Here is a 22,528-nt window from a genome sequence, read left to right as displayed (position 1 = left end):
CGGGCACGCCCGGGAGTTAAAACGCCGCGCACGAGGCGCGGCGAACGATAACCCCCGTGATGGATATCAGGGACTAATGCAAACGAGAATCACCAGCGTAGCCCCCGCAAGGTCAAACTCAGAACGAGAAACCGTAATCGCATGCGACCATATCCAAATCCTCCTGAAACGAGGATTCAAATGCCATGTCGGACCCACTACCGTATTCGTTACCCAAACCGAAATTGTATTGACTTCCACCAGACGAAATAAGCATGTCATTGCTGCCGTAATCCGCCCAGCCTGATTCGTATCCGGTCGGACCATAGGCCACGGCGTTGTAGCCACCTCCCGGGCCATACGTAAACTTGGTGTAACCGGTCAACTGGCCGCTGGTATCGTACGAGTCGTATTCAAGCTCCTGACCGTTGCCATTGAAGATGATGGCGTTCGTAGAGTTGTCAGCATTGAACAGCCATGCCGTCATGCCGCCATCACCATGGTACTGGTTGTACTCGGTCTCTCGCCCGGTTGTGCCATCGTAGAAGTAGTCGTCCGTCTTCTGGCCGACTACATTGAAAGCCGCGTACTCTGTCTCGTGACCAGCGGAGTTGTAAACCGTGGCGGTCTGTGAGCCATCCGGGTTGAAGACGTGGGCCACCGAGCTACCGTCCCCGTTGAAATCATTTTCCTGCAGTTCGCGCCCGGTGCCCGGATCGTAGAAGATGTCTTTCGTCTTCTGGCCATTGGCACCGAAGGTGGCGTATTCGGACACGTGGCCACTGGGATCAAACACTGCGGCATTCTGCGTACCATCCGGGTTGAAGACGTGCGCGACTCCACTGCCGTCCGCGTTGTAATCCGTCTCCTGCATTTCGCGCCCGGTGTTCGCATCGAAGACAAAATCCTTTGTCTGCTTGCCACTTGTGTCAAAGTTCGCCTGCTCGGTCTCGTGGCCTGCCGCATTGAACACGTACGCCGTCTGCGTGCCGTCGGTATTGAAAACGTGATCGACCTGGCTACCGTCCGCGTTGAAGTCGTTCTCCTGCGTCGCACGACCGCTCGTGGCGTCGTAGAAGACGTCCTGCGTCTTCTGGCCGTTGGTGCCGAACGTCGCGTTCTCCGTCTCGTGGCCCGCCGCATTGAACACGATGGCGTTCTGCGTGCCATTGGCGTTGAAGACGTGATCGACCTGGCTGCCGTCGGCATTGAAGTCGTTCTCCTGCGTCAGGCGACCCGACGAGGCATCATAGAACAGGTCCTGCGTTTTCGCGCCATTGGTGCCGAACGTCGCGTATTCCGTTTCGTGACCAGCTGAATTGTAGACGATAGCGTTCTGCGTACCGTCGCTGTTGAACAGGTGAGCGACTGCGCTGCCATCCGCGTTGTAGTCGTTCTCCTGCGTCAGGCGGCCCGACGAGGCATCATAGAACAGGTCCTGCGTTTTCGCGCCATTGGTGCCGAACGTCGCGTATTCCGTTTCGTGACCGGCTGAGTTGTAGACGATAGCGTTCTGCGTACCGTCGCTGTTGAACAGGTGAGCGACTGCGCTGCCATCCGCGTTGAAATCGTTCTCCTGCGTCAGGCGGCCCGACGAGGCATCATAGAACAGGTCCTGCGTTTTCGCGCCATTGGTGCCGAACGTCGCGTATTCCGTTTCGTGACCGGCTGAGTTGTAGACGATAGCGTTCTGCGTACCGTCGCTGTTGAACAGGTAAGCGACTGCGCTGCCATCCGCGTTGTAGTCGGTTTCCTGCGTCTCGCGACCGCTCGTAGCGTCGTAGAAGATGTCCTGCGTCTTCTGCCCATTGGTGCCGAACGCCGCATATTCGGTTTCGTGTCCCGTAGAGTTGTAGACCGTTGCTGTCTGCGATCCATTTGAATTGATCTGGTAAGCTACTTCGGACCCGTCGCTCTGGAACTGATCTTGGTTGGTCAAATGCCCCTGACCATCATAGATATTTGCAACGTAACTACCATCTGCGTTATGTGAGTACGCAACTTGAGACAGCACGTTTCCGAACTGGTCGAGTTGGACCGAAGATGAAATAAGAGAATTCGAGAAATATTGCGTTGTCGAGGCACCGGAGGCGAACGTCTCAGTGACGGAAGAATAATTGCCTGTTAAATTTGAATCAGAAAAATCCACCTCTGCGATTGCACCCGGCAAGACATTACCGGATGAAATCCCCATCGAACTAAATATTTCTCCGCCATGGGCCGCGTACATGTCGGCATAGGTTGTCCCGGCAGGAGTATCAGACGGATGCAAGCTCGAAAACATTTTTCCGGCAAGCTCCATCAACGCATTGTCATCTTGGACTTGCGTCAATCCCTTAGCTATGTCGGAGGCATGTAAGGCACTTAATGCCTGATCAATAGAACCATTTGCTCCACTGTCACCGTTAATGTTTATTTGCACACCAGGATTCGCTAATGCGATTTCCTGTTGCACTTTCCAATTATTGAATACAGCCTCTCCTTCAGCGCGAAGTCCGACTGTGTCGTACAGTGCTCCCGCGTTGGGATCATTCGGATCAATATGAAGATTTTGATAAAAAGTCTGATCATTAGAAAAATTCACAAAATGACCAATCTCATGACTGAGATTTCCTACGAATTGGGCTGGCGACCACGTCAACCAATTTAAACCAAACTGCACAAACTGCCCTGTAAATTGGAGCAAATTGCCGGATCCGGTTAGGGAAATTTGCATTGGCTGCAAAGTACCACCGGCAACCGCGGCACCATATTGAAGAAGTTCATTAACCAGAGTTTGACTGGAATTTATATATTTCAGAACATCTGAACTGAGTTGCCCCTTGATAGCACCCCAGAAAGCCTCATTACCTGTAATCTGCTGCGAAGTGGTAACCATAATTTTACTCGGTAGACGTTTTAAAAATTCTAACTTGATCAAGACAATCAATCTGACCTGCAAACGTAAAAATTACTGCTATATCTCCTTCTGCGCGGTGGTATGAAAACTTCTCAGAATCTCTAATTGCAACCGCATCTTCGACCAATGGCCACCCGAATATCGCGTGAACATTCGCCCTGTCCATACAGAGTTCCTTGTATTTCAACGACAGTGCAAGCATTACGCCATTTCGCTTTCCGTTTGGAATAGCATCAATATTTTCGACGTAATCAATGCTCTCATACGAAATAAACGGATAGAAAATCGATGGAGTTGAGGCACGATAAATCCTGGTAAGCACACCAGACGGTACGCCATACCATGTTTTTGCCAGGACAGATTCAGTTAATAAGAAACTGATGCCTAGCCGGCTCGCAATGAAATCTCGATCATTGAGACGACCATGCTTGCCAATATCCTGAATAGATAGCAAGAAATTTTGTGTCGGATTCGATGAAATATCGACCTTGGCGCAGCCAATTACCCCATCAATTACCAACCACAAAATTAATAATACTGAAAATCTCTTAATTCTCATAATTGTCCGAAATAACTTTATCTTCAAATTTCACTCGCGCATTGACTTCTGAATACCATCCCATACCGGTTCAAACAGGTAGTCGAACGCAGTACGCGCGCGCGTCTTGATAAACACTTCTGCGCGCAAACCCGGCCCGAGGACTATGGGTTCACGTGCGAGCCGGTTCGCCTGTACGATGACATCGGAAGGAATCTCTATACGCGCCAGATAGAACTGCTGATGCGTATCCCGGTCGTTCAGGGAGTCGGCGGACAGATACGCCACCTTGCCCTCCAGCACAGGAGAAGTGCGAGGGTTGTATGCTGTGAGGCGCACGTCTGCCTTACCGCCCGGCACAATCTCCCGGATGTTGTCCGGCTTGATTTTGGCTTCTACGACAAGGGGCATCCCGTCGGGAACCAGATCGAGAATCGGATCGCGCGGCCCAATCGTCGCCCCGATGGTATGAATTCGCAAACCCACCACATCGCCAGCAACCGGCGCAACTATGCGTGTGCGCGCCTCCACATCCTGCGCAGGACGTAACTGCTCAGCAACCTGCTGGATGCGGGCCGTGGTGTCCTTCAGTTGGCCATCCGCCGTCTTCACGAAGTCGTTTTTCAGCGACGTGATTTTCAGATCGAGGTCAGTCTGCTTCTGCCGCGAGCGGATCAGTTCAGCGATATCCGATTGCTGGCGCGACTGGTAGTCGGCAGCAGCACGGCGTAGCTCCATCATCTTCGTTTCGGTAACATAGCCCTCACTACGCAACTGCTCGTTGACCTGCAATTCCTGTTTCGAAATGCCGAGGCTCTGTCCACTGGTGTGAACCAGCTCAGTTTCGGTAGCGATTTCCTGTCGCGTCTGCGCCAGTTGCTCCTGCAACAGCGACAATTGACTTGTCAGGGCCAGCCGCTCAGCATCGAATAGCGTACGTTCACGTTGCAGCAGCGCCGCAATACGCGCATCCGACGCGCGCTGAGTCAGTTGTAGCGGAAACGTGATAGTGCCTTTCATGTCCCGCTCGGCCTCAAGGCGTGCAGCCTTCGCCTGCTCGTCGTCCAGTTGTGACTGCAGTGCAATGACCTCCGCATCGGGACGCACGTTGTCCAGTGTGAGCAGTACCTGACCGGCCCTTACGTGATCACCGTCCTTCACGAGGATCGCCTTGACGATGCCCCCCTCCTGATGCTGGACAGTCTTGCGCTCGCCTTCGTCGCGCACGACACCCTCGGCCACCACCGCACCCGACAGCGGCGCAAGCGCCGCCCACACTCCAAGGGCACCCGTACCCACCGCGAGCGCCATGCAACCCACTGTGACAATCGTGCGCGGCACCGTCAGCAACTCACCGCCTGCGGGGGCATCGATGAGCATGTCGCGAAGTCGCGCTCGCAGCGCTTTCACGCATTGACTGATCTTCATGATGCGGTTGCCTCCTGCAGAGCCTTGCCCGGTTCGGGTCTCGCGGGTCTCGTGCGAGACTTCACCCACGCCTCGACCTCCTCCCGGCTACCGAAACACTCGATCTCGCCGTTGCGCATGAGCATCACCCGGTCGGCAATCGACAGTACAGCCTGCCTGTGCGTCACAACCACGACCGTGACGCCATCCCGTTTGAGTTGCGCGAGCGCTGCGTTCAGCGCCCGCTCCCCGTCGGCGTCGAGATTCGCATTCGGCTCGTCCAGCAGCACCAGCCGTGGATCGCCATACAGCGCGCGTGCAAGGGCGATAGCCTGGCGCTGCCCGCCCGATAGCGTTTCGCCAGACTCGCCGATCTGCGTTTCATAGCCGTTGGGCAAACCGAGAATCAGCTCGTGAACACGCGCGCGCTGTGCGGCGCGCACGATCGCTTCTGCATCCCGCGCTGCGGGATCGGGATTACGTGCGATATTACCGGCCACCGTGCCAGCAAACAGTTCGACATCCTGAGGAACATAGCCAAGAAAGCGCCCAAGCCGCTCACGCGGCCACTGCGCGATGTTAGCGCCATCCAGACGGACGGCACCGGCCTGAGGGGTCCACAGACCCGCAAGCAACCGCAGCAGAGTCGATTTGCCGGACGCACTTGCGCCGACGATCACAAGCAGTTGTCCTGGCTGGAGCGCAAACTGGATACCCCTGAGCAGCAGGCGCCCGCGCGGATCGGCCTGCGTGGCGCTGCTGAACGACAGCGCCTCGACCGTCAACCTCCCTGCAGGCGTGGGCAAATCAACCCGGCTGGCAGCGGGCGGGCGCCGCCAGAGCGCGTCCAGCCGGCTCCACGCCTGCCTGACTTCAACCAGTTGTTTCCAGCTTCCCAGCAACTGCTCGACCGGCGCAAGGGCCTTGCCGAGCAGGAGCGTCGTCGCGAGCATGACCCCGCCGGTTGCGGCCTGGTTAATCACCAGCCACGCCCCGGCTCCCATCATGACAACCTGAATCCACTGACGCAGTACCCGGCTGATGCTCCGGTTCGATGACGACGTATCGGTCACGGCAGCTTCGGCGTCCATGTCGATGCGACGCCGCGCCGACCACGCACCGGTCATCGCGGCCTCCATGCCCAGCGCCGCCACGATCTCGGCGTTGCGGCTGATCTGCGCCAGAAACTGTTCGGTTTCACGCTGATGCGTCGTATAAAGGCGCACACGACGCCGCGTCATACGGTCATTCAGTACCGTCAGTCCTGCCAGCAACGCCGCACTGAGCACTGAAATCAGGCCAAGGACCCAGTGAAATGCAAACATCATGGCAAGGTATAAGACCAGCCACGGCAGGTCCAGCAGGGCGATCAACCCCGAGCCGGATAGAAAGTGGCGCAGCGACGACACGTCCTGCAATGTCGCCAGACCGGGCTGTGCCGTACGCCTCGCCTGCCCATCAATCCTTGCCGCCAGCGCCAGTTGATCCAGCCGGTCCGTAACCTGCCTGCCAAGATCGGCAAGCAGACGGGCGCGCACGACATCGACGGCCAGCATCATCGCGAGCGCAATGACCATGAACACGATGAGCATCGCTAGCGTCTCAAGGCTGCGGCTTGGCAGCACCCGGTCATAGACCTGCAACAGATAAAGCGTGGGCGTGAGCACGAGGAGGTTGCTGGCGATACCGAAAAGCACGGCGAGCCACAGATGCCGCCTGATTGCATGAAACAGGGTCATTTTTTCTCGTTCAGTGGATCAGGCTTGGCCACATCGCCCGCGAACAATGTGGCCAGCGTCTGTTCATCGAGCTGCGCAGCACTGGCCTTGAGATGGAGAAACTGGCCGAGCGTGTCATAGCGCGCCTTGTCGAGATCACGTCGGGCACTGAACAGCTTGTCCTCGGCATTGAGAACGTCCGCGTTGATTCGCACACCCACCCGGAACCCCTTCTGGTTGGACCTGAGCGACGTTTCAGCGGACTGCTTCGCCGTCTGGAGCGCAAGCGTCTGTGCGAGTCCATCCCGCACACCCAGGAACGCATCTTCGGCATCAAGTGCCGCCGAGCGTCGTGCATCCTCAAGATCGTCTTCCGCCTTGTCTCGCAGCGCGATTGCTTCACGCTTGGCACTGCTTGTCGAGAAGCCATCGAACAGGGGAATACTGATCTGCACGCCGATTTCTCCCGATGTCGCCCGGTTCGCGCCCGTGTAGAAGTTCGTCTGCCCACTGATGAACGCCGAGTTGCCGTGACTCACGCTGCCAATCAATGACACCGTGGGCAGGTAGCCGGCGTTCACCCTGCTGACCTCACGACGCGCGATCTCCAGGGCAATCTGCTGCCGTTTCACGGCATAGCCAGACGTCTGCGCGTCCGACACCCGCTGCTCAAGCGGGCCGGGTTGCACGAGAGGAAATACGGTTTTCATATCGACAGGATCAACCCTGTCGACGGGATGACCGACCATCTTTTGCAGGGCGGCATAACGCCTCGCAAGCGTACCCTGAGCCTGCACCAGGTCCGAACGCGCCGCATCAACTGCAGCCTGCGCTTCGTCAACATCGACCACCGTAGCCGCGCCAAGCGCAAAGCTATGCCTCGCGAGAGCAAGCTGTTCGCCGACTGCGCGCTGATGCTCCTGCGCCAGATCAAAGGCATCGTGAGCGGCAAGTGCATCCAGATATGCCTGCGCCACCTTCAGCAGGATGTCCTGCCTTGCGCTGGCAAATGCCAACCCGGTATCGGCCACCGAAAGTCTGCTTTCCTGCCACGCTTCCCAGTCGTCCCACTTGAACAGTGACTGGTTAAGCGAGACTGTCGCGCCCAACGTCGAATATGGAGCAGCCGGTACGCCAGGCACGTGAATGGAGTTCTTGAAACTGGACTGACTGAGGGCAAGGTGCGGAAGCAGAGCCGCACGCGCTTCCGGTTCCTTCTCCAGTCCAGCACGATACGCAGCTTCTGCGCCTGCGAAGCTGGCATCGTGCGCCAGCGCATCACCAGCGAGTCCCACAAGGCTTTCCGCATGTACGCACAAAGTACCTTGCGACAAGGTCAATGCAACCAGTAGCCTACGCCCCCGATGCCATCCGCCGTGAAATCTCCTTGCTCGTATCGGTTGCATTACCACAGCAGACATATCATTATTAAATGTTCGTAGAATTTGAAATTACCAGCATCCCATTTCAATGCCAATCGGATAAATGCAAAAAACAGGGTGCAATTGATGCGACACGAATTAATTTGCAATCTTTAAACATTATCGATTGATGCTCCGCATTCCAAAGGAACTAACGCATCGGCCCGTCCGCAACGCATACCCCAATCCGTCGTCCAATACTGTCAAGCAGCCCTCCCAATTCGAACGGGGATTAAGAACCACTCCTGTCGCCGCGTAGTGACAAGTTACTCATCACATTCTCATGGTCACACTCATGATCCTTGCCACGACCGTGCCTGCGCACGGCGTGGCGATACGGGTGACGGTTGCTCATACGGTCTCTACGTCGCGGGCATTCCAGTACATACGCTCGCGCGCCTCGCGCTGCAGTCCCGCCGCCAGTCCATCGGCCATGCCCTGCGCGGTCTCCTGCAGGTAGTCGTCCCGACCGGACTCCATGCCCCACAGCGAATCGCTGACGCCCCCAACCGACTCGCCCTCCCCGTCCAGCAACTCGACCACGAGACCCACCCAGTGCCACTGGTCGGCGCACCAGCGGCGCAGGTATTCGAAGTCGCGGCGCACGGCCTCTGCGGTGATTTCGCCACGTGTGAGCGGCTTTGCCGGATCACGCCCCGGCAACTCCACCGTCTCCACCTTGTCCTGCCGGATGCCGTTCTCGACGTGGTACGTCGCCTTGCGCACAACCCGCTTCTCGGCAAGTGACTTGACAAGCGCCGCCCTGTCGTCGTCACCCAGTCCCCAGCCGTCGCGGCGCGCAATCTTCATCGACGCCTGCACGTCGTAGTAGCGCTTCGACCAGCGGTCACTCGACAGCACGATTTCACCGGGACGCTTGTCGCGCGTGGTCCAGCCGCTCACCTCGCCGTGGCCGTCGTGTTCTTCCCACGGCGCACCCATTGAATCGTCCGCCTCAACCCTGACGCGAAACGTGTAACCACCCGCCCCGACATTGAATGTTTCATCCTCATACATGATCTGTACTCCTTATTCTTCAGGTCGAAAAATCCGTATGATTTTCGTGCGGCGTTACTTCCTCAAGCTGCTTGCGCCGCCACGGATAGTCCGCGATCTTGCCCAGCCACGTGCAGCCTTCCTCATGCGTGATCGGTCGCGCAGAGAGCCGCACCACCTCGCCTGTGCGTTCGATGACCACCACCACGTGATATCGCTTTTCCATCAGTGGCTTCGCCCGAAGTAATCCCGCTCCAGCGAATACCCACCGAACTCCACATACGGCACCTTTACAGCCTGATACACGACATCACCAAACGCATCACGCAGGCCCACACCGTGCCCCATCGCCTGCATGGCAAGGTAATGGCCAAACAGGTCCGGCGTCAGTTCGCGGTCGCCGCGCCTGCGCACCGGTTCGTAGCTGTGCGTGGCGCTGCAGCGCATGAACAGCTCGTCCAGCGCCACGCAGTGGTTCTCGCTGCACAGGCCCATCGCGAACGTGCGTGCCGCGTGCAGCGCAGCCGGATCGGTCTCACCGGGAATCACGTCCATGAAGTCGCGGCCCGACATGCGGAAACCGGGCTTGTCCGCCTCGTCGTACTGGTCGGCATACGCACTGGCGAAGAAGGCACGCGCCATGCCGCGAAGGATTTCATCGTGCAGGTTCATGACGTTCTCCCTGCGTGGTCTGCACCCGTACCCACACCTGCACCCATTCCGCCGCCGCACCGGGCAGGTCCAGCAGCTCGACCGTGCGCACTTCGGCGTCATCGTCCACGGCGAGCACACCTTCGGCAATGGCATCGGCATGCTCGCGCCGCGTCAGTTCAAGCCATTCCTCTTTCGTCAGTTGCATGATTCCTCTCCATACATGTCCACCAGATACTCCATCGCCTCGTCCTGCGTCCCGTGATGGGTCCAGTCCGTGCAGTCCAGGTAGCCCGGTGCCGACATGCGCGCGAGCCAGCCGTCGTAACACTCGATCACCGCATCCCCGTCGAGCGGCGTGCCTTCGAGGTAGTTCGCGAAAAACGACACACCGGTATTCGCGAGCCGCCCGCACACATCCACCGGTACGGTTTCCCGCCCGCAGGTCGTGTCAATCTCGAAGTAGCCGCCGCGATACACCTGCGGCTGCATAAAGGAGTCCTTAAAAGCGTTTGCAAACTGTTCCGTGTTCATCGTCCCGTCCCCTTACCTGATGATCCAGCGAAATATTGAATCGAACTCGATCCGGTTTTGGTCATAAAGGCAATTCAGCACAGAAGCGTGATACACACTGCCCACGTGAGCCTGCTGCACGACGAACTCCCACGCTGCCCCGTCTGACATGAACTTCTCGTCTTCGTCAATACGCTGCAATTGCCACGGACCATTTGCACTGCCTTCGCAATCGAAAATGCTCCAGCCTTCCTGCATCGCACGGTTATCATCAAACCCGATCATGGTGTTTTCTCCGTTCGAAAAATCACACCCTGTGATTTTTCGTTTCACCCGCCACCGCCGCCTCGGCGGTAAATGTCCACGTGCCGTCCGCCAGCAGCGTGAGCCGCAGGTGCTCGTTGCTGTTGTCCTGCACGAGCTGCAGCACGCAGCGGGTTTCCGCTTCGACCGGAACCAGCGTCAGGTAGCACGGATACTCGGAATTGCCGTATGCCTTCAGCAGCCGCAGCGCGCTGACCGGCAGCAGCGCAACTTCCACTTTCGATTCAGCCATCGTGCTGCTCCTTCGCCGGTTCCGGCTCCAGCATTTCCGTGATCCACCATTCGCCAGACAGTTTCTGTTCGGCATAGCAACGCGCATCGTCGTCGTCATCGAACGGGCCAATGATCTGCAGTCCGTCGAGCGGATTGCCAATGACGATGCAGGTCTTCGGTTCATCCTTGATGTTTTCCATGATTTTTGCGTTCAACGATTGATGATAGGGATCTGTCACAACAGGCCCGCTGCGCGCAGCGCTCGCGGCCACCAGCGGCGCGCACGGTCATTGGCTGGATGCAGCGAGATGTTGCGGAACTCGCCCGAGCGGAAGTTGCGCTCGCCATAGGCCGTGATCCAGCGCGGCACGCCACGGCTTTCGCTCGGCTCGGCGCCGCAGTAGTTGTCGCGCAGGTAACGCACCAGCTCGCGGAATCCGAACGGCTCGTTCTCTAGATCGAAACCCAGTTCGTCGGCTTCGCCCTGTTCCGCGCTTTCGTCGGTCACGACCTCGTAGGTCTGCATGAATTTCATCGGGTCCATCACGCCCTCACCCAGTAAGTCATGCCGTCGAACTCAAGCTGCCGGTAGTCCATCTGCATTGCGGCGATGGCCCTGGTCCAGTCGATGCAGTCATACGGCCAGCCTTCGGTTTGTCCCAGGTCCGCCGCAACCTCCTGCGCATAGCGCTCGAAATAGTGATCGGCCACCAGCACAAAGCCCGTGGCATTGCCCGCGCAGTTCTGTGCCTCGTCCAGCAGCCCGACCACCTGCTGCAGATCACCTGCGATAGCCGTGTCGTCGGGACACTCACGCAACTGGTCACACAGGCTCCTGACCAACTCGCGGATTTCATCGGCACCGATGGTGCGGTTGCTATCGAAGATCATCACTTGCCCTCCACCCGGCGCATGGCCGGACCTACACGCTGCGCGGCGAACAGGTTCCAGTAGTCCGCCGTCAGGATGCCCTCGACAATCGGCACACAGTCGTGGTCACGCTCCAGCATCGCCACGAAACGCACCACGTCCTCGCCCGTCACACTGAACGGACGGGTTTCCATGTGGCCATACAGATGAAAGTGGTTCGCGGCGCGGATGGTGATCCACAGGCGCACGAGCTGGCGCAGGTCGGCTTCGGTGAGGCGCTGGCCGTGCGGGCGGGTGAAGCGGTTGAACACTTCATCAAAGCGCCGGTCCCACCACACCCGCAGCCACACACCGAACGCCCGCCTGCCGTAATGGGCGAGGTACTGGAAGTGATACGGCTCGCGGGCGAACGCTTCCTTCGCTGCAGTCAGCGACAGTTCAAACGGCGGTCTGGTTATTGCTTGCTTCTCATTCATCCTGTTCTCCAGAAATCACACCCTGTGATTTACAGCCGAACGTCAGCAGCAACGTGTTCACGTTCGTGCCCGCCTCGCTGAACGTGCCATCCGGCAACTTCTCCCAGCCGCCGCCGTATGCCTCCACCAGCGGCACCAGCTCGCGGTACTGGCGCGGACCTGCCGCGCAGATCGCCGCCATGCGGCCACCGCGCCTGAGCATCGCGAGCGCATGGCGGATATGGGCGATGTCCACGCCGCGCCCGAACGGCGGATTCATGACGATGCAGTCGAACGGCTCTGACGGTTGCCACTGCAGAAAGTCGGCGCAGATGATTCCGGCATGCGGGTCCACTGTCGCCAGCGCCTCGCACAGGCGGACGTTGATTTCGACGGCCACGCGCCGGGTGTCGGGCTGCGCGCACGCCAGCGCCCGCAATATCCGGCCGGTCCCGGCGCTTGGCTCCAGCGCCCGCTCACCCGGCCTGGGCGCAACGCACTTCACCGCGCGCACCGCGAGCGGCACGGCGGTGGCGAATAGCTGCGGGGCGCTGACGACCGCAATACCGGTACGCAACTGCTGGCGCATCGCATCGAACTGCTGTCTCATGGCTGCACGATCCATGGCTTTTTCTCCTTGTTCGCAAGTCACCTGAAACCTCCCTGCCAGAAAATCACACCCTGTGATTTCCCGGCGACGGGCTGGCGGTTACGCTGCCTTCAATGCCACCGGCACGGCGGGCGGGTCGATGCGCTTCGCGTCGGTGAGGAACACGGCGACATAACGGTGCCGTTTGTTCCAGTCCTGCTCGTCGGGAAAGGCATAGCAGCCCAGCGTCGAACGCAGACGGTGCGCGCCATGTTCGTCGTTCGACGCGATCCGCACGGAACCCTTGTAGTCCCTGTAAAGCGCATCCCATTGCGCCTTCGTGAGCTGGCCGATGCCCTCGCCGGGGTAGTTGCACATGGGCGGCAGTTTCATCGCGGCCTGCGCCTTCGCGGCTTCTTCGGCACTCGGCGCGCGGTAGTCCTGTATCTCTTCGATACCCACCACAGGGACAAAGCGGCGCGCGCACGTCACGCTCACGATCACGCCGTCCTTGCGGTTGACGCGCACGACCCTGACCCACTCGCCGCGACGCACCAGCACTTCGCCGCCCACCTCGATGCTGAAACGGTCGGAGGCAATGCCGCCCTGCTCGCCCAGCATGGCGCGCTCGTACAGCAGCCGGTTGTCGTAGTGGGCGATCCAGCGCTGCGCCCAGGCGGTGGTACGTTCATGCGAACGCACGCAGATATCGCGCGCCTGCTCCGCACTGATGACACCACCCTCAAGCGCCGACCCGATTCCCATGTCGCCCTCGTACTGGCTGGCGGGCGGATTGCGCGGCCAGTCGGCAAGCGGAAACCTGCGGTAGATGTGCACGCGGTTGGCAAGCTGCAGCGCGCGTTCCATGGTGAGTCCCTGCGCGCGCCAGGCGCCCAGGAACTTCTGCGCCTCGTCCACCGCGCGCTGCATCCTGCGGCGCTCGCTCTCGATCTTTTTGATACGGCGGTGGCGCACATCGGCACGCTCGCGATACTGCGCATGCCGCAGCGCACCCTTCGCGCGCCGCTCCCAGTATTCCGAGGTTTCCCACAGCTTCACGGCGCGGCGCATGCCGTTCTCGATGCGCTCGGCATCCTTCCTTGCGCGCTTCTCGCTGTGGTGGCCGACCAGGATCGGCTGGCCGAGCGGAATATGTTCAGTGATGCGCTGCACCGCGTCGTGCGCAGCCACGGCTTCCTTGCCACGCCGCTCGCTGTAGCCGTCGAAACGCCCGGCGCGCGCTTCGGCACGTTCAGCCAGCGTCGTGTCCTCGTCGCCAATCCCGCCGCACAACTCCAGCAGCAGGTCCTCGCGCTGCGGCGTCCACATGGAGGCGACAAACAGTCCCTGCTTCGGTGCCCAGGCAAAGCCCGCCGCCTTCACGCGGGCATAGGTTTCGCTGTCGAGCCGGTGCAGCGGATACAGGCGCAGCTTGTTGTCGTCGGGCGAATAGGTTGCACTCATCGTGTTCATACGTTTTCCTTGGGATGAAATGAAAATCACGCCACTGCTCCCGGCCTGCGCCGGTCGCAAAATTACAGGGTATGATTTTTGTGGATTGAAATTTAGAACTACTGACTACAGCGGAGAAAAGCGGCCTGCGTGACACGGGTGTCACACAGCACGCGTGGCTTATTGCGCGCAGGCCGAATTACAGCGAAGTGAATGACCGCACAGACGGGATTTTCCGCACGGTGAATCCAGTATGGGTCATATAAATCAATTAATCAAGCAAGCCCGAACCTCCAAAAAACCGGATCGCGATATCGACAAGACGGATTACCCATTCAGAAGCGCGCCGATACCCGATAGCACAAGGCACGCAATAACGACACGATAAAACGGATTAGCCATGTCCGCACCGGCCTAATAAAAATCCATTCGGACGTGCGCCGATACCGGACAGGACAAGGCGCGCAATAGTTTCTGGATGAAACGGATTAGCCGTTTCCGAACTGGTTTAATAAAAATGCACCCGCAACGAAATACAGCCCGTTTAATGGCTTCACCGAGCCAGTGCAATATTGGGATACGCACACCCGCCCGCGGGCGGTTTCTGGCTGCCATGGCGCGGCTCCACGGGGATTTTTGAACGCGGGATAACCGGCGCGACGCTGACGGAGAATCACACCCCATGATTTTTATGCAGCAACCGGATAAAACCCGGCAAAAAACCGGTCAAAAAAACTTGATGATAGGGTTTTGATTCGTTGTGCGTCGTGCTTCGTGGCGTCGCGCCTGTCGTGCCTCGCGGCGACGCGCCTTTTTAGAAGGCAAAGCGGAAATTACATATCACGGGACAAAAATTTAATTCCGCCCCAATAAAATATATTGCAATCAATCAATGAGTTAGCAGCAAAGAGCGCCATTAGCGATCAAAACGGCGGGTTTGCCAGACAGGAACTACCCCGCTAGTAATTCACACACCCACAGCACACCAAAAACGAACGACCGTTTGCGAACTTTGACAGCATCGCAGAGAAAGCTCCTGTTTGGATAACGCCATTTTACCAATTTAAATTAATTTAACTATTATTAAATTATTATTATTGTTATTTGTGCCGCATAGAAAAAATTCACTCAGGGAAAATTTTTCCTGAGTGAATACCGGCGCAAAAATCGCCATGCCATTTTCAAACATGCTGCCATTTTGACCCAAAAATGCAAACAGCACGTTCAAAACAGCCAAAATGGTTAGTCTTTGCGCTGTCAACATGCGGCACATACTGCCGGATATATGTATTAAATCACATATATTCAGCACACACACAAACAAAAACACCCCGCACAAGCGGGGTGTTTTTGTTTGTGAGAGTGTCACGCGGCAAGTTTCAGTGTGACATTGCGCACGGCTGCCTCCTGACTCGACCTTGCCCAGGCTTTGAAAATTCCAGGGTTCGCGACAATGTACGACAGCGCGGTCGTAAATTCCTCATCGGTCGCAATGAGTTTATTAAGTGCCACCAGCAGGTCCGAATTCCTGCCCGGTGTCTTTTCATTCTTTTTCGGTGCACCGCCTGTCCCTGCGTTCGGCGCTTCTGGCGCTTGCCAGCCCTGTTTGATGGCGCGATCCATCGCGCGCTTTACCGCATTGGCGGCGACCGTATACAGCGGGTGATCGCTGCCCTTTTTCATGCCGTCATACTCATCCGCTGAACGCTTGCCCGCACGGCCGATGATGTATCCATAGATCGCATGGCGGCGCGCGGCTTTCAGTTCATCCCAGGTCTTGATGGTGACAAACAGGTCCGCACAAACAGCCGCCTTGCTGTCTGCGTTCGTGTCGGCGCGCGCCGAATCCGCAAACGCCTTGCGGAACGCTTCGATATCCACGTTGAACGCTTCGCGTATCGCCACATTGGTAACCGGTGCTTTGGGCTTGCCGCTTTCGTTCGCTGCAGGCTTCGCGCTTTGCGCCTCGACCGTCGCGACGTTCTGCACTTGCGGCTTTTGTTCGGTCGCGATTTGTGCAGGCTTTGCGTTCTTCTTGGTTGCCATGATTCGTATTCCTTATCGTGATTGCGCCGCACCGTGCGGCGTGGATTCGTTTAACCGGATCGACAAGTGACTTGTCAAGCCGTGTCCGTTTGCTGCCTTGCCGCGCCGCTGATTCGTTGCGGCGTGATTCTGTTTTCCTGACGAATCGTCCGTCTGTCAAGACCTTTTCAGGAAATCACACACCATGATTTTCCGGCCGCTTGCCGCCCCCCAATTGGACCAGCCGGGGCCGGTGGGGGCGCTGCACGAGATATGGGGCGGTACGCGCAACTTCGGCCATTTTCCGCCGTATGCCCCATATAATTGATATTCCAATTGACGTACCTTTCCGACGCACTAACACCTAACCCTGAATCAGAAACATGCCTCAAAACATTGAAAAATTTGACCTGCTGACGGCCAGACTCTTTGCCGACCTTTATGGGCGCTTTCCTGTCCGCACTTTTCTCTCCGCAGAAAGCTACGGCATTGACGCGGAGAAAGTGTTTCAACTGGATGGAAAAATCAACGCAGCGGTATCGGCCGAACTTGAATTCTTTTGCGCGACGCTTCGATGGCTTAGGGAGTCAGGCTATCTCGACTACAAAAGTGAAGGGAACTGCGGTGTCTTCTCGGATGTCGTGCTGACCACCAGGGGACTCGACGTTCTCAAGGCAATGCCGAAGTCAGTTAGTCCCGACAAGCCGCTCGGTGACTATCTGCGCGATGCCGTGCGCAGTGGTACAACGGATGCCCTCAAGAGCGGTGTCGCGGCGGCGCTTTCAGCAGGTGCGATGTTTGCCTGGAACACACTGACCCGGTAGTGAATTCCTGTTGACTCTGAAACGGCGCGCAGGTATGACCCATACATGTTTCTCTATTTCGGAGAACGTAATGCCAACGTTAAAGGTCGTGCCGCTGCACGAGGTGCTGGTATCGGACATCACTGGCATGCTGCGGCAGCTCGCCGGGCGCATCGAGCGCGGCGAGCTGGAAAATGTGACGGGCGTGGTGGTCATGCCCGACGCCCCCGGCATGCCGGTGTCCGGCTTCGGGAACCTGAGCGCGCCTGCCGCGAGCGAACTGCTGGCGTGTGCCCATCACCGGATGATCCGGGGGCGACTCATCGGTCAGGACGCGTTGGAGTTATGAAATGGACGGCACCGGACTCGCCGGGACAGCGCGGCGGACGGCACGGGAGGTGTGAGATGAACGACACCGAACTCGCCTGGCAGCAGTTGCGCGAACTCGTGTTCGATGTGGTCGCGGACATGAGCCACGACGGCGAAGGCAACGCCGTGGTGCCCTTCGGCCATATCGAGTGCCTGTGCCGCCTCGCCGGTTTCGCGGGCGTGGATGGCGTGGTGCACCGGTTGCAGGGGATGCAGTGATGGATAGCTGCTGCCGCAACCCGTCGTACCGTGCCCAGTGCGCGTGGCCTGTGGAGTTTTGCTCGCCGGGAGTTAGCTGATGGCAGGCCGTTACCGTAACCCGAGCTACCGGCAGTACCTGCCGCAGGAACTGCTGGACGAGCTGCGCGCGGTCTCGCGCGCCACCCACCGCCCGGTGCAGCAGCTCGTGCGCGCGGCGGTCGTGCACTTCCTGCGCGAGCTGCGGGGCCTGTCATGAATGCCGTCACCACGCCCGGTTTCGACAAGTCCGCATGGGGCGCGCTGGCGTTCGACCTTGTGCTGCACGCCGCGCCGCTTGCGGATATCCGCTCGACCTATGGCCTCACCCTCTCGCAGTTCGCGGCGCTGCTGGCGACGCCTGCGTTCGTGGCGGCGCTGCGCGACGCGCAGGCGCAACTGCGCGAGCATGGCGCGCAGGCCGGGTTCGTGTTCCGCTCGCGGGCGCTGGCGGAAGACCTGCTGCCCGACATCTACGCGCTGGCGAAAGACGAACGCACCGACGCGCAGCTCCGTCACCGCATCTTCGAATCGCTCGCGCGTTACGCACAGCTCGATCCTGCGGTGATGAAGAAAGGCGACGCGGGCGGCGGCGTGCAGGTGGTGTTTAACCTCGCGGGCGGCATCCGGGGACTCTCGCATGTGGTGCCCGCCGTGCAGGTAGTAAAGGATGATTGACTCTTGTAACAGGAAGTGTGACGAGCCAGAACCGGTGCTGGCGTGGAATGGCCGTCATGATTGAATCGGGTTTCACCTACGCGCCGGTCCCCACGCTATTGAACGTCCATAATTCGGCGGCGTTCATCAAGGCCGTGGCCGGTCCCCCCGGTGGCGGCAAGTCGGTCGGCGCGTTCATGGATGCGGGCCTGCTGCGCGCGATGCGCCAGCCGCCCGGTCGCGACGGCGTGCGGCGCTGGCGGCTCGGCATTGCGCGCGCCACCTACCCGAAGCTGAAAACGACCACGCTTAAAACCGTGCAGGACTGGATGCCTGCGGCGCTCGGGGATGTGAAGCTCACCGCGCCGATGGAGGGACTGTTCCGGTTTCCGCTGCCGGACGGCACGCGCGTGCGCTTCGAGGTGCTGTTCATTGCGCTGGAAAATGAAAAGGACATCGAGGACATGAGGTCGCTGGAAGTGTCGGCGTTCTGGCTGCACGAGGCCACCGAACTCTCCGAGGCGATTTTGCGCATCGCCGTGCAGCGTGTCGGGCGCTATCCCGCGATGAAGCATGGCGTCGCCTGCGCCGAGGCCGGTGTCGTGATGGACTTTAACCTGCCCGACACCAGCCACTGGCTCTATAAAAGGTTCGTGGAGCGCGAGCCGTTTCCGGTCATCGAACTGCCCGATGGCCGCGCCTTCGAGCCGGAACTGGCGCTGTTCCTGCAGCCCGCCGCCGTGGTATGTGAGAACGAGGAAACCGTGGAAACGGACGGGGCACCGCCGCGCTTCCGCCTGAACCCGGACGCGGAGAACCTCGCGAACCTGCCGGAGGACTACTACGCCAACCAGCTCGCCACCTTCACGTGGCCGGAAATCCGCTCGTATCTCCTGATGCACTGGACCCCCACGGCGCTCGGCAAGCTCGTCCATCCCGAGTTTTCCGCCGTGGCCCACGTGGGCAGGCTGCGCACCACCCCCACGCGCGACGCGGACGTGCTGGTCGGCATCGACACCTCGGGCCTGCACCCCGGCGCGGTGTTCGGCCAGGTGGCGGCGGGCACGCTCACCGTCATGGACGAGGGCTACGCACCCGACATGGCCTTCGAACAGTTCATCCAGGACGTGCTGCTGCCCGTCATCGCGAAGCGCTACCCCGGCCTGCCGCTGCTGGCGGTGTGCGACCCGTCGAACCCGCGCGACGCACGCACGGGCCTCACCCCCGTGCAGCTCCTGCAGCGCTACCAGATCGCGGCGGTGGCAGCAGCGACCAACCGCTTCGCGCTGAGGAAGGTCGCCGTGGCGCGCCTGCTGAACCGCCGTCACGGGGTCGTCATCGACCCGGCCTGCACCATGCTCATCGACGGGCTGGGCCGCAGCTATGTGCACAGGCGGCTGCGCGTGGTGGCGACGGCGGGCCAGGAGTACGCCAACGAGCCGGTCAAGGGACCGACCTCGCACGTGGTCGAGGCGTTCCAGTATCTGGCGCTGCATGTCGCGCATCTGGCGGCAGACGAGGACGCGAACGCGCCGTCGAGGGTGCAGGTACATAAACGGCGGGTGGTCTAGCCCAGCACCTATCGTCAGTCACAGATGATCTACCGTACTCCACGTCACTCCGTCAAGCGGATAGTCTGTAGTCACTCCATTCGCGTACAGGGCAATGCGGTCCTTCGACTGCGCGATCCTGAATCCCTTGCCGATCTCCTTTCCCTCCTTCTTCAGAACAACGCACGGAAGTTCGGCCTTCGTGCAACCTCGTCCGAAGGTGTCGGCAGTTTGCTGCGCAGCCAGCTTGCCAGCGTGCTCACCAAGACCACCCGGTAACGCGAACACAGCGCTGATCATTGGAATACCGGCGAGAAAGAGCACCATGCCGCCCGCCACCAGTAACGTCCTAGCGATGAACCTTGCAATATGTGGATGCCGGAATTCCTTGCTTCTCGATTCGTCCCATTTCTGGACTTGTGGCTTGAAGCGCTCCGCTATTGACCAGATGGCCATCCAGAAAGCAAAGTACAGGAAAACGCCTACGAGCGGCCACTTGTGCTGTACGGACCAGTTGAGCAGTGCCACCCCCTCCTGAAGGAACGCTAACGCGCCATAGATGAGGTATTCCTCCCGTGCAAGCGGATAGGTAGTGATACTTACATGGAAAAAGTCACGCCAGCTTGAGCTATATGCGTATCCAAGAAAGTAGTCAATTGCGATCAGTGCCGCACCAGCGACGGCCATGCCCGTCTTCCATACCCATTCTGGAATAAGCCTGGCGAGGGCTGTGGTTTCTTCTTTCTGCATTAGACGGATTTTCTTTTTTGTAGTGGATCGCGTGTGCAAACGAGGACATGAATGTTCCGATTGTGGGGCAGTCGATAGCCTCGCGGTGTCACGAGGACCGTAGTGCCTGCTTGACTATCGGTGTATAGCGTTCCCCCTTTTTCCATCGTTCATACGTGAGCATGTGATCCCACGCCTCGGCACGAGACATCTGCTGGCGATTCGGGATCACGTAGCGTGCTTCGTAAGCTTCATAGACTCTCAACAACTCAATGTTTTCTTTGCCATATGCTTTCCGCACTTTTTTTGGCACGTCATCGAATTTTCCGATGAATGAACTGCTGACCGGCAAAAACAGGATGCGACTTTCGCCCTCATTGGAAAAGGACACGTCACGATAGGCATCGCCATTTCGCCAGATGGCGTGACTTTCCGCCTCCATATAGTTGGGGCCATTTACCCATACACGGAAACCAAAAGCGCTTTTTCCACATCCAGTTTGACGGATGTACTCTTCCACGTTCGCATCACAGCAACCGAGACGGCTCCACGCTTCAGGTTCGCACGCGATATAAAACGGAGTCTGATCGCTCAACGAATGGCAGAAGGAGAGGACAGAATTGCTGAGTTCAGGTGGGGTCGTCAGCTCGCGGAACAAACCATTGGCAGCAAACAGTTTCTGCTGTGCCGTGTAAAGGTTGGCCGTAGCATTTCTGCGTTCTTTTTTGAGGCGGCTATTCTTTCCCATTGCTTACCTTGCGAGTCCTGGATATTCGAGATTGACTGTTCGCTGCCATGGCGGGTGAAGCTAATCATTTTGGTCACGTTAGCTATGGGAATACTGGTCTTGTAACAAGTGACTTGCCACCGCCGAGGACGTGAACGCATCGTCGCGGGTGCGGGTTCACAGGCGGCGGGTCGTATAACGTGAGCGCTCCCGCGACCTGAACACATCAAAGTGTCGGATGCAATGTTTTTTCGTTATCGGTGGCGTAGTCGTCATCCCATCGTAGCCGGACGATCTGCTTGCGGGGACTCTGCAAATGAACCACCGCGATTAATTGAACGGACTGAAATCGGTCGAGTTCTACAAGCGGAAATTTGCTTTCAACGTCCGATTCCAGCACCAGATCATTCCCCGACGGAAAGTCGATCCGTACGTTGCGCGCTGGTGCACGCCCTTGGTTAAAGATACGCAGATAAGTGTCACGCGTTCCCTGCTTGACAAACGTTGCACCCAACTCCGCGCGTCTGTCGACTACGGCATCTGTTCTTTCCTTCTCAATCAGAAGGGCAGTCAAGTCAGCCTGACCTTTGATAAGTTCTTCCTGCTTGCGATTGAACTGAATAGTTTTAAAGGTCGCATATCCAGAAAGCAAGAGTGCAAGAGCGGCCACGACACCACTTATATCAATCGAGACGGTCATTTGAATTTGATGTTCTTGTTGCCTTTGAATGCGTTACGAATTGCGTCGTTGATCCCCTTCGTAATGTCTTTTTTGACTTGTTCAACGATTTCTTTCTGGTGAGCTTCAATGTTTTCAGAATTGAGCTCGATGAGCTCGTCACGTAACATTACGCGGCTACATTTACGGCACGTGACGGGTACTGAAGGGTCATCGGACTCACTTGGGACAGAAAAATCCGTCCCTCCACAGGTCGGACATATCATGGAAATTTGGCGGTTGTACTTTGAAGAGTCCATTTTCAGAGTTTCCTTTGAGTTCGCGGCATCCAGACAAGTCATTCGTCAGTATCGGTATCCGATTCTCGCTTTGAGCCGAAGTAATAACCTATCACGACAAATACAATGCCCAACAGGCCGTTCGTGTACTCGTATTTTTCCCGTACCGTGAGCCGCATTATTCTTATCGGTGAAGAAGTTTTCTACGAGAGCCACAAGCAAATTTCGGCCAAAAATCCTTGACCACAGGCTCTTCGGACTGTTATCTGTCATTTATGTATCCATCACCCTAGTTGTGATCATACGGCGGAGGTTCTTGCAAATGATGCTGATGATCAATAGTAACCGACAAATTGGATTAAGAGTCGCTAACACAAGTCATCAACGAAGCGCGAGCAGATGACGGCAGCAGCCAGGGAAAGCAACGCAACATGAATGTCGAGACGCCG

General features: G+C 58.1%; 30 protein-coding genes. 6 read left to right on the top strand and 24 right to left on the bottom strand.

From position 1 onward, the window contains the following. Window positions 1-118: 118 nt before the first annotated feature. The 20 genes from D1Y85_RS21680 to D1Y85_RS21585 form a co-directional block, all read right to left on the bottom strand. Entirely contained in the window at window positions 119-2,857 is a 2,739-nt protein-coding gene (locus D1Y85_RS21680) for a hypothetical protein (RefSeq protein ID WP_124153129.1), read from the bottom strand. 4 nt (window positions 2,858-2,861) lie between these two features. Further along, on the bottom strand, window positions 2,862-3,437 hold the full coding sequence (locus D1Y85_RS21675) for a hypothetical protein (protein ID WP_124153128.1): 576 nt from the start codon (window positions 3,435-3,437) through the stop codon (window positions 2,862-2,864). A gap of 30 nt (window positions 3,438-3,467) precedes the next feature. Continuing rightward, complete coding sequence (locus tag D1Y85_RS21670; RefSeq protein ID WP_246025004.1) at window positions 3,468-4,844, bottom strand: HlyD family type I secretion periplasmic adaptor subunit; 1,377 nt, start codon at window positions 4,842-4,844, stop codon at window positions 3,468-3,470. Then, a complete protein-coding gene (locus D1Y85_RS21665; protein WP_124153127.1) occupies window positions 4,841-6,562 on the bottom strand; it encodes a type I secretion system permease/ATPase in 1,722 nt (573 codons plus the stop codon). The genes D1Y85_RS21670 and D1Y85_RS21665 overlap by 4 nt, the downstream gene beginning before the upstream one ends. Beyond that, the gene (locus D1Y85_RS21660; RefSeq protein ID WP_185219067.1) at window positions 6,559-7,836 is read right to left on the bottom strand and encodes a TolC family outer membrane protein; all 1,278 of its coding nucleotides are present in this window, start codon (window positions 7,834-7,836) and stop codon (window positions 6,559-6,561) included. The genes D1Y85_RS21665 and D1Y85_RS21660 overlap by 4 nt, the downstream gene beginning before the upstream one ends. 477 nt (window positions 7,837-8,313) lie before the next feature. After that, window positions 8,314-8,979: a hypothetical protein gene (locus tag D1Y85_RS21655; RefSeq protein WP_124153125.1), complete on the bottom strand. Its 666-nt coding sequence runs from the start codon at window positions 8,977-8,979 to the stop codon at window positions 8,314-8,316. Between the two features lie 19 nt (window positions 8,980-8,998). Continuing rightward, on the bottom strand, window positions 8,999-9,184 hold the full coding sequence (locus tag D1Y85_RS21650; RefSeq protein WP_124153124.1) for a hypothetical protein: 186 nt from the start codon (window positions 9,182-9,184) through the stop codon (window positions 8,999-9,001). After that, on the bottom strand, window positions 9,184-9,630 hold the full coding sequence (locus tag D1Y85_RS21645) for a hypothetical protein (RefSeq protein WP_124153123.1): 447 nt from the start codon (window positions 9,628-9,630) through the stop codon (window positions 9,184-9,186). Before D1Y85_RS21645 ends, D1Y85_RS21650 begins: the two co-directional genes overlap by 1 nt. Next, the gene (locus D1Y85_RS21640; protein ID WP_124153122.1) at window positions 9,614-9,817 is read right to left on the bottom strand and encodes a hypothetical protein; all 204 of its coding nucleotides are present in this window, start codon (window positions 9,815-9,817) and stop codon (window positions 9,614-9,616) included. Before D1Y85_RS21640 ends, D1Y85_RS21645 begins: the two co-directional genes overlap by 17 nt. Further along, window positions 9,808-10,101, bottom strand: coding sequence for a hypothetical protein (locus tag D1Y85_RS21635; protein WP_124153121.1), 294 nt, complete (start codon window positions 10,099-10,101; stop codon window positions 9,808-9,810). The genes D1Y85_RS21640 and D1Y85_RS21635 overlap by 10 nt, the downstream gene beginning before the upstream one ends. Window positions 10,102-10,155: 54 nt before the next feature. Further along, window positions 10,156-10,407: a hypothetical protein gene (locus tag D1Y85_RS21630; RefSeq protein ID WP_221410328.1), complete on the bottom strand. Its 252-nt coding sequence runs from the start codon at window positions 10,405-10,407 to the stop codon at window positions 10,156-10,158. 22 nt (window positions 10,408-10,429) lie between these two features. Continuing rightward, the gene (locus tag D1Y85_RS21625; RefSeq protein WP_124153119.1) at window positions 10,430-10,678 is read right to left on the bottom strand and encodes a hypothetical protein; all 249 of its coding nucleotides are present in this window, start codon (window positions 10,676-10,678) and stop codon (window positions 10,430-10,432) included. Then, on the bottom strand, window positions 10,671-10,859 hold the full coding sequence (locus tag D1Y85_RS21620) for a hypothetical protein (protein ID WP_124153118.1): 189 nt from the start codon (window positions 10,857-10,859) through the stop codon (window positions 10,671-10,673). Before D1Y85_RS21620 ends, D1Y85_RS21625 begins: the two co-directional genes overlap by 8 nt. Before the next feature lie 35 nt (window positions 10,860-10,894). After that, window positions 10,895-11,203, bottom strand: coding sequence for a hypothetical protein (locus D1Y85_RS21615; protein ID WP_124153117.1), 309 nt, complete (start codon window positions 11,201-11,203; stop codon window positions 10,895-10,897). Beyond that, window positions 11,203-11,553, bottom strand: a complete 351-nt coding sequence (locus D1Y85_RS21610) for a hypothetical protein (protein WP_124153116.1) — start codon at window positions 11,551-11,553, stop codon at window positions 11,203-11,205. The genes D1Y85_RS21615 and D1Y85_RS21610 overlap by 1 nt, the downstream gene beginning before the upstream one ends. Next, complete coding sequence (locus tag D1Y85_RS21605) at window positions 11,550-12,005, bottom strand: hypothetical protein (protein ID WP_124153115.1); 456 nt, start codon at window positions 12,003-12,005, stop codon at window positions 11,550-11,552. The genes D1Y85_RS21610 and D1Y85_RS21605 overlap by 4 nt, the downstream gene beginning before the upstream one ends. After that, window positions 11,998-12,573, bottom strand: coding sequence for a methyltransferase (locus D1Y85_RS27710; RefSeq protein WP_185219066.1), 576 nt, complete (start codon window positions 12,571-12,573; stop codon window positions 11,998-12,000). Before D1Y85_RS27710 ends, D1Y85_RS21605 begins: the two co-directional genes overlap by 8 nt. A 120-nt stretch (window positions 12,574-12,693) precedes the next feature. Next, on the bottom strand, window positions 12,694-14,046 hold the full coding sequence (locus D1Y85_RS21595) for a DUF3560 domain-containing protein (protein WP_124153113.1): 1,353 nt from the start codon (window positions 14,044-14,046) through the stop codon (window positions 12,694-12,696). A gap of 1,042 nt (window positions 14,047-15,088) precedes the next feature. Then, complete coding sequence (locus D1Y85_RS21590) at window positions 15,089-15,394, bottom strand: hypothetical protein (protein ID WP_124153112.1); 306 nt, start codon at window positions 15,392-15,394, stop codon at window positions 15,089-15,091. Beyond that, the gene (locus D1Y85_RS21585; protein ID WP_124153111.1) at window positions 15,391-16,071 is read right to left on the bottom strand and encodes a hypothetical protein; all 681 of its coding nucleotides are present in this window, start codon (window positions 16,069-16,071) and stop codon (window positions 15,391-15,393) included. The genes D1Y85_RS21590 and D1Y85_RS21585 overlap by 4 nt, the downstream gene beginning before the upstream one ends. A gap of 362 nt (window positions 16,072-16,433) precedes the next feature. Between D1Y85_RS21585 and D1Y85_RS21580 the strand changes: the two genes are divergently transcribed. The 6 genes from D1Y85_RS21580 (at window position 16,434) to D1Y85_RS21560 (ending at window position 19,687) form a co-directional block, all read left to right on the top strand. Next, window positions 16,434-16,874, top strand: coding sequence for a hypothetical protein (locus tag D1Y85_RS21580; RefSeq protein ID WP_124153110.1), 441 nt, complete (start codon window positions 16,434-16,436; stop codon window positions 16,872-16,874). Between the two features lie 70 nt (window positions 16,875-16,944). Beyond that, window positions 16,945-17,202 (top strand): hypothetical protein, encoded by a 258-nt coding sequence (locus tag D1Y85_RS21575; protein WP_124153109.1) that lies wholly within the window; start codon window positions 16,945-16,947, stop codon window positions 17,200-17,202. 56 nt (window positions 17,203-17,258) lie between these two features. Next, window positions 17,259-17,441, top strand: a complete 183-nt coding sequence (locus D1Y85_RS21570) for a hypothetical protein (RefSeq protein ID WP_124153108.1) — start codon at window positions 17,259-17,261, stop codon at window positions 17,439-17,441. 79 nt (window positions 17,442-17,520) lie between these two features. Continuing rightward, window positions 17,521-17,679, top strand: a complete 159-nt coding sequence (locus D1Y85_RS27160) for a hypothetical protein (protein WP_185219065.1) — start codon at window positions 17,521-17,523, stop codon at window positions 17,677-17,679. Further along, on the top strand, window positions 17,676-18,137 hold the full coding sequence (locus tag D1Y85_RS21565) for a hypothetical protein (protein WP_124153107.1): 462 nt from the start codon (window positions 17,676-17,678) through the stop codon (window positions 18,135-18,137). Before D1Y85_RS27160 ends, D1Y85_RS21565 begins: the two co-directional genes overlap by 4 nt. A gap of 47 nt (window positions 18,138-18,184) precedes the next feature. Further along, complete coding sequence (locus D1Y85_RS21560) at window positions 18,185-19,687, top strand: hypothetical protein (protein ID WP_185219064.1); 1,503 nt, start codon at window positions 18,185-18,187, stop codon at window positions 19,685-19,687. A gap of 18 nt (window positions 19,688-19,705) precedes the next feature. Here D1Y85_RS21560 and D1Y85_RS21555 read toward each other — a convergent pair whose 3' ends face one another. The 4 genes from D1Y85_RS21555 to D1Y85_RS21540 form a co-directional block, all read right to left on the bottom strand. Next, window positions 19,706-20,416, bottom strand: a complete 711-nt coding sequence (locus D1Y85_RS21555; RefSeq protein ID WP_124153105.1) for a hypothetical protein — start codon at window positions 20,414-20,416, stop codon at window positions 19,706-19,708. A gap of 88 nt (window positions 20,417-20,504) precedes the next feature. Next, entirely contained in the window at window positions 20,505-21,143 is a 639-nt protein-coding gene (locus D1Y85_RS21550; RefSeq protein ID WP_124153104.1) for a hypothetical protein, read from the bottom strand. A 205-nt stretch (window positions 21,144-21,348) separates the two neighbouring features. Next, on the bottom strand, window positions 21,349-21,822 hold the full coding sequence (locus D1Y85_RS21545) for a hypothetical protein (RefSeq protein ID WP_124153103.1): 474 nt from the start codon (window positions 21,820-21,822) through the stop codon (window positions 21,349-21,351). Further along, entirely contained in the window at window positions 21,819-22,100 is a 282-nt protein-coding gene (locus tag D1Y85_RS21540) for an ECs_2282 family putative zinc-binding protein (RefSeq protein WP_124153102.1), read from the bottom strand. Before D1Y85_RS21540 ends, D1Y85_RS21545 begins: the two co-directional genes overlap by 4 nt. Between the last annotated feature and the right edge of the window lie 428 nt (window positions 22,101-22,528).

It is taken from the genome of Paraburkholderia dinghuensis, from assembly GCF_003837865.1.
Taxonomy (GTDB): domain Bacteria; phylum Pseudomonadota; class Gammaproteobacteria; order Burkholderiales; family Burkholderiaceae; genus Paraburkholderia; species Paraburkholderia dinghuensis.
Note: the sequence above shows the minus strand (reverse complement) of the source record. Positions and strands in the feature narration are given on the sequence as shown.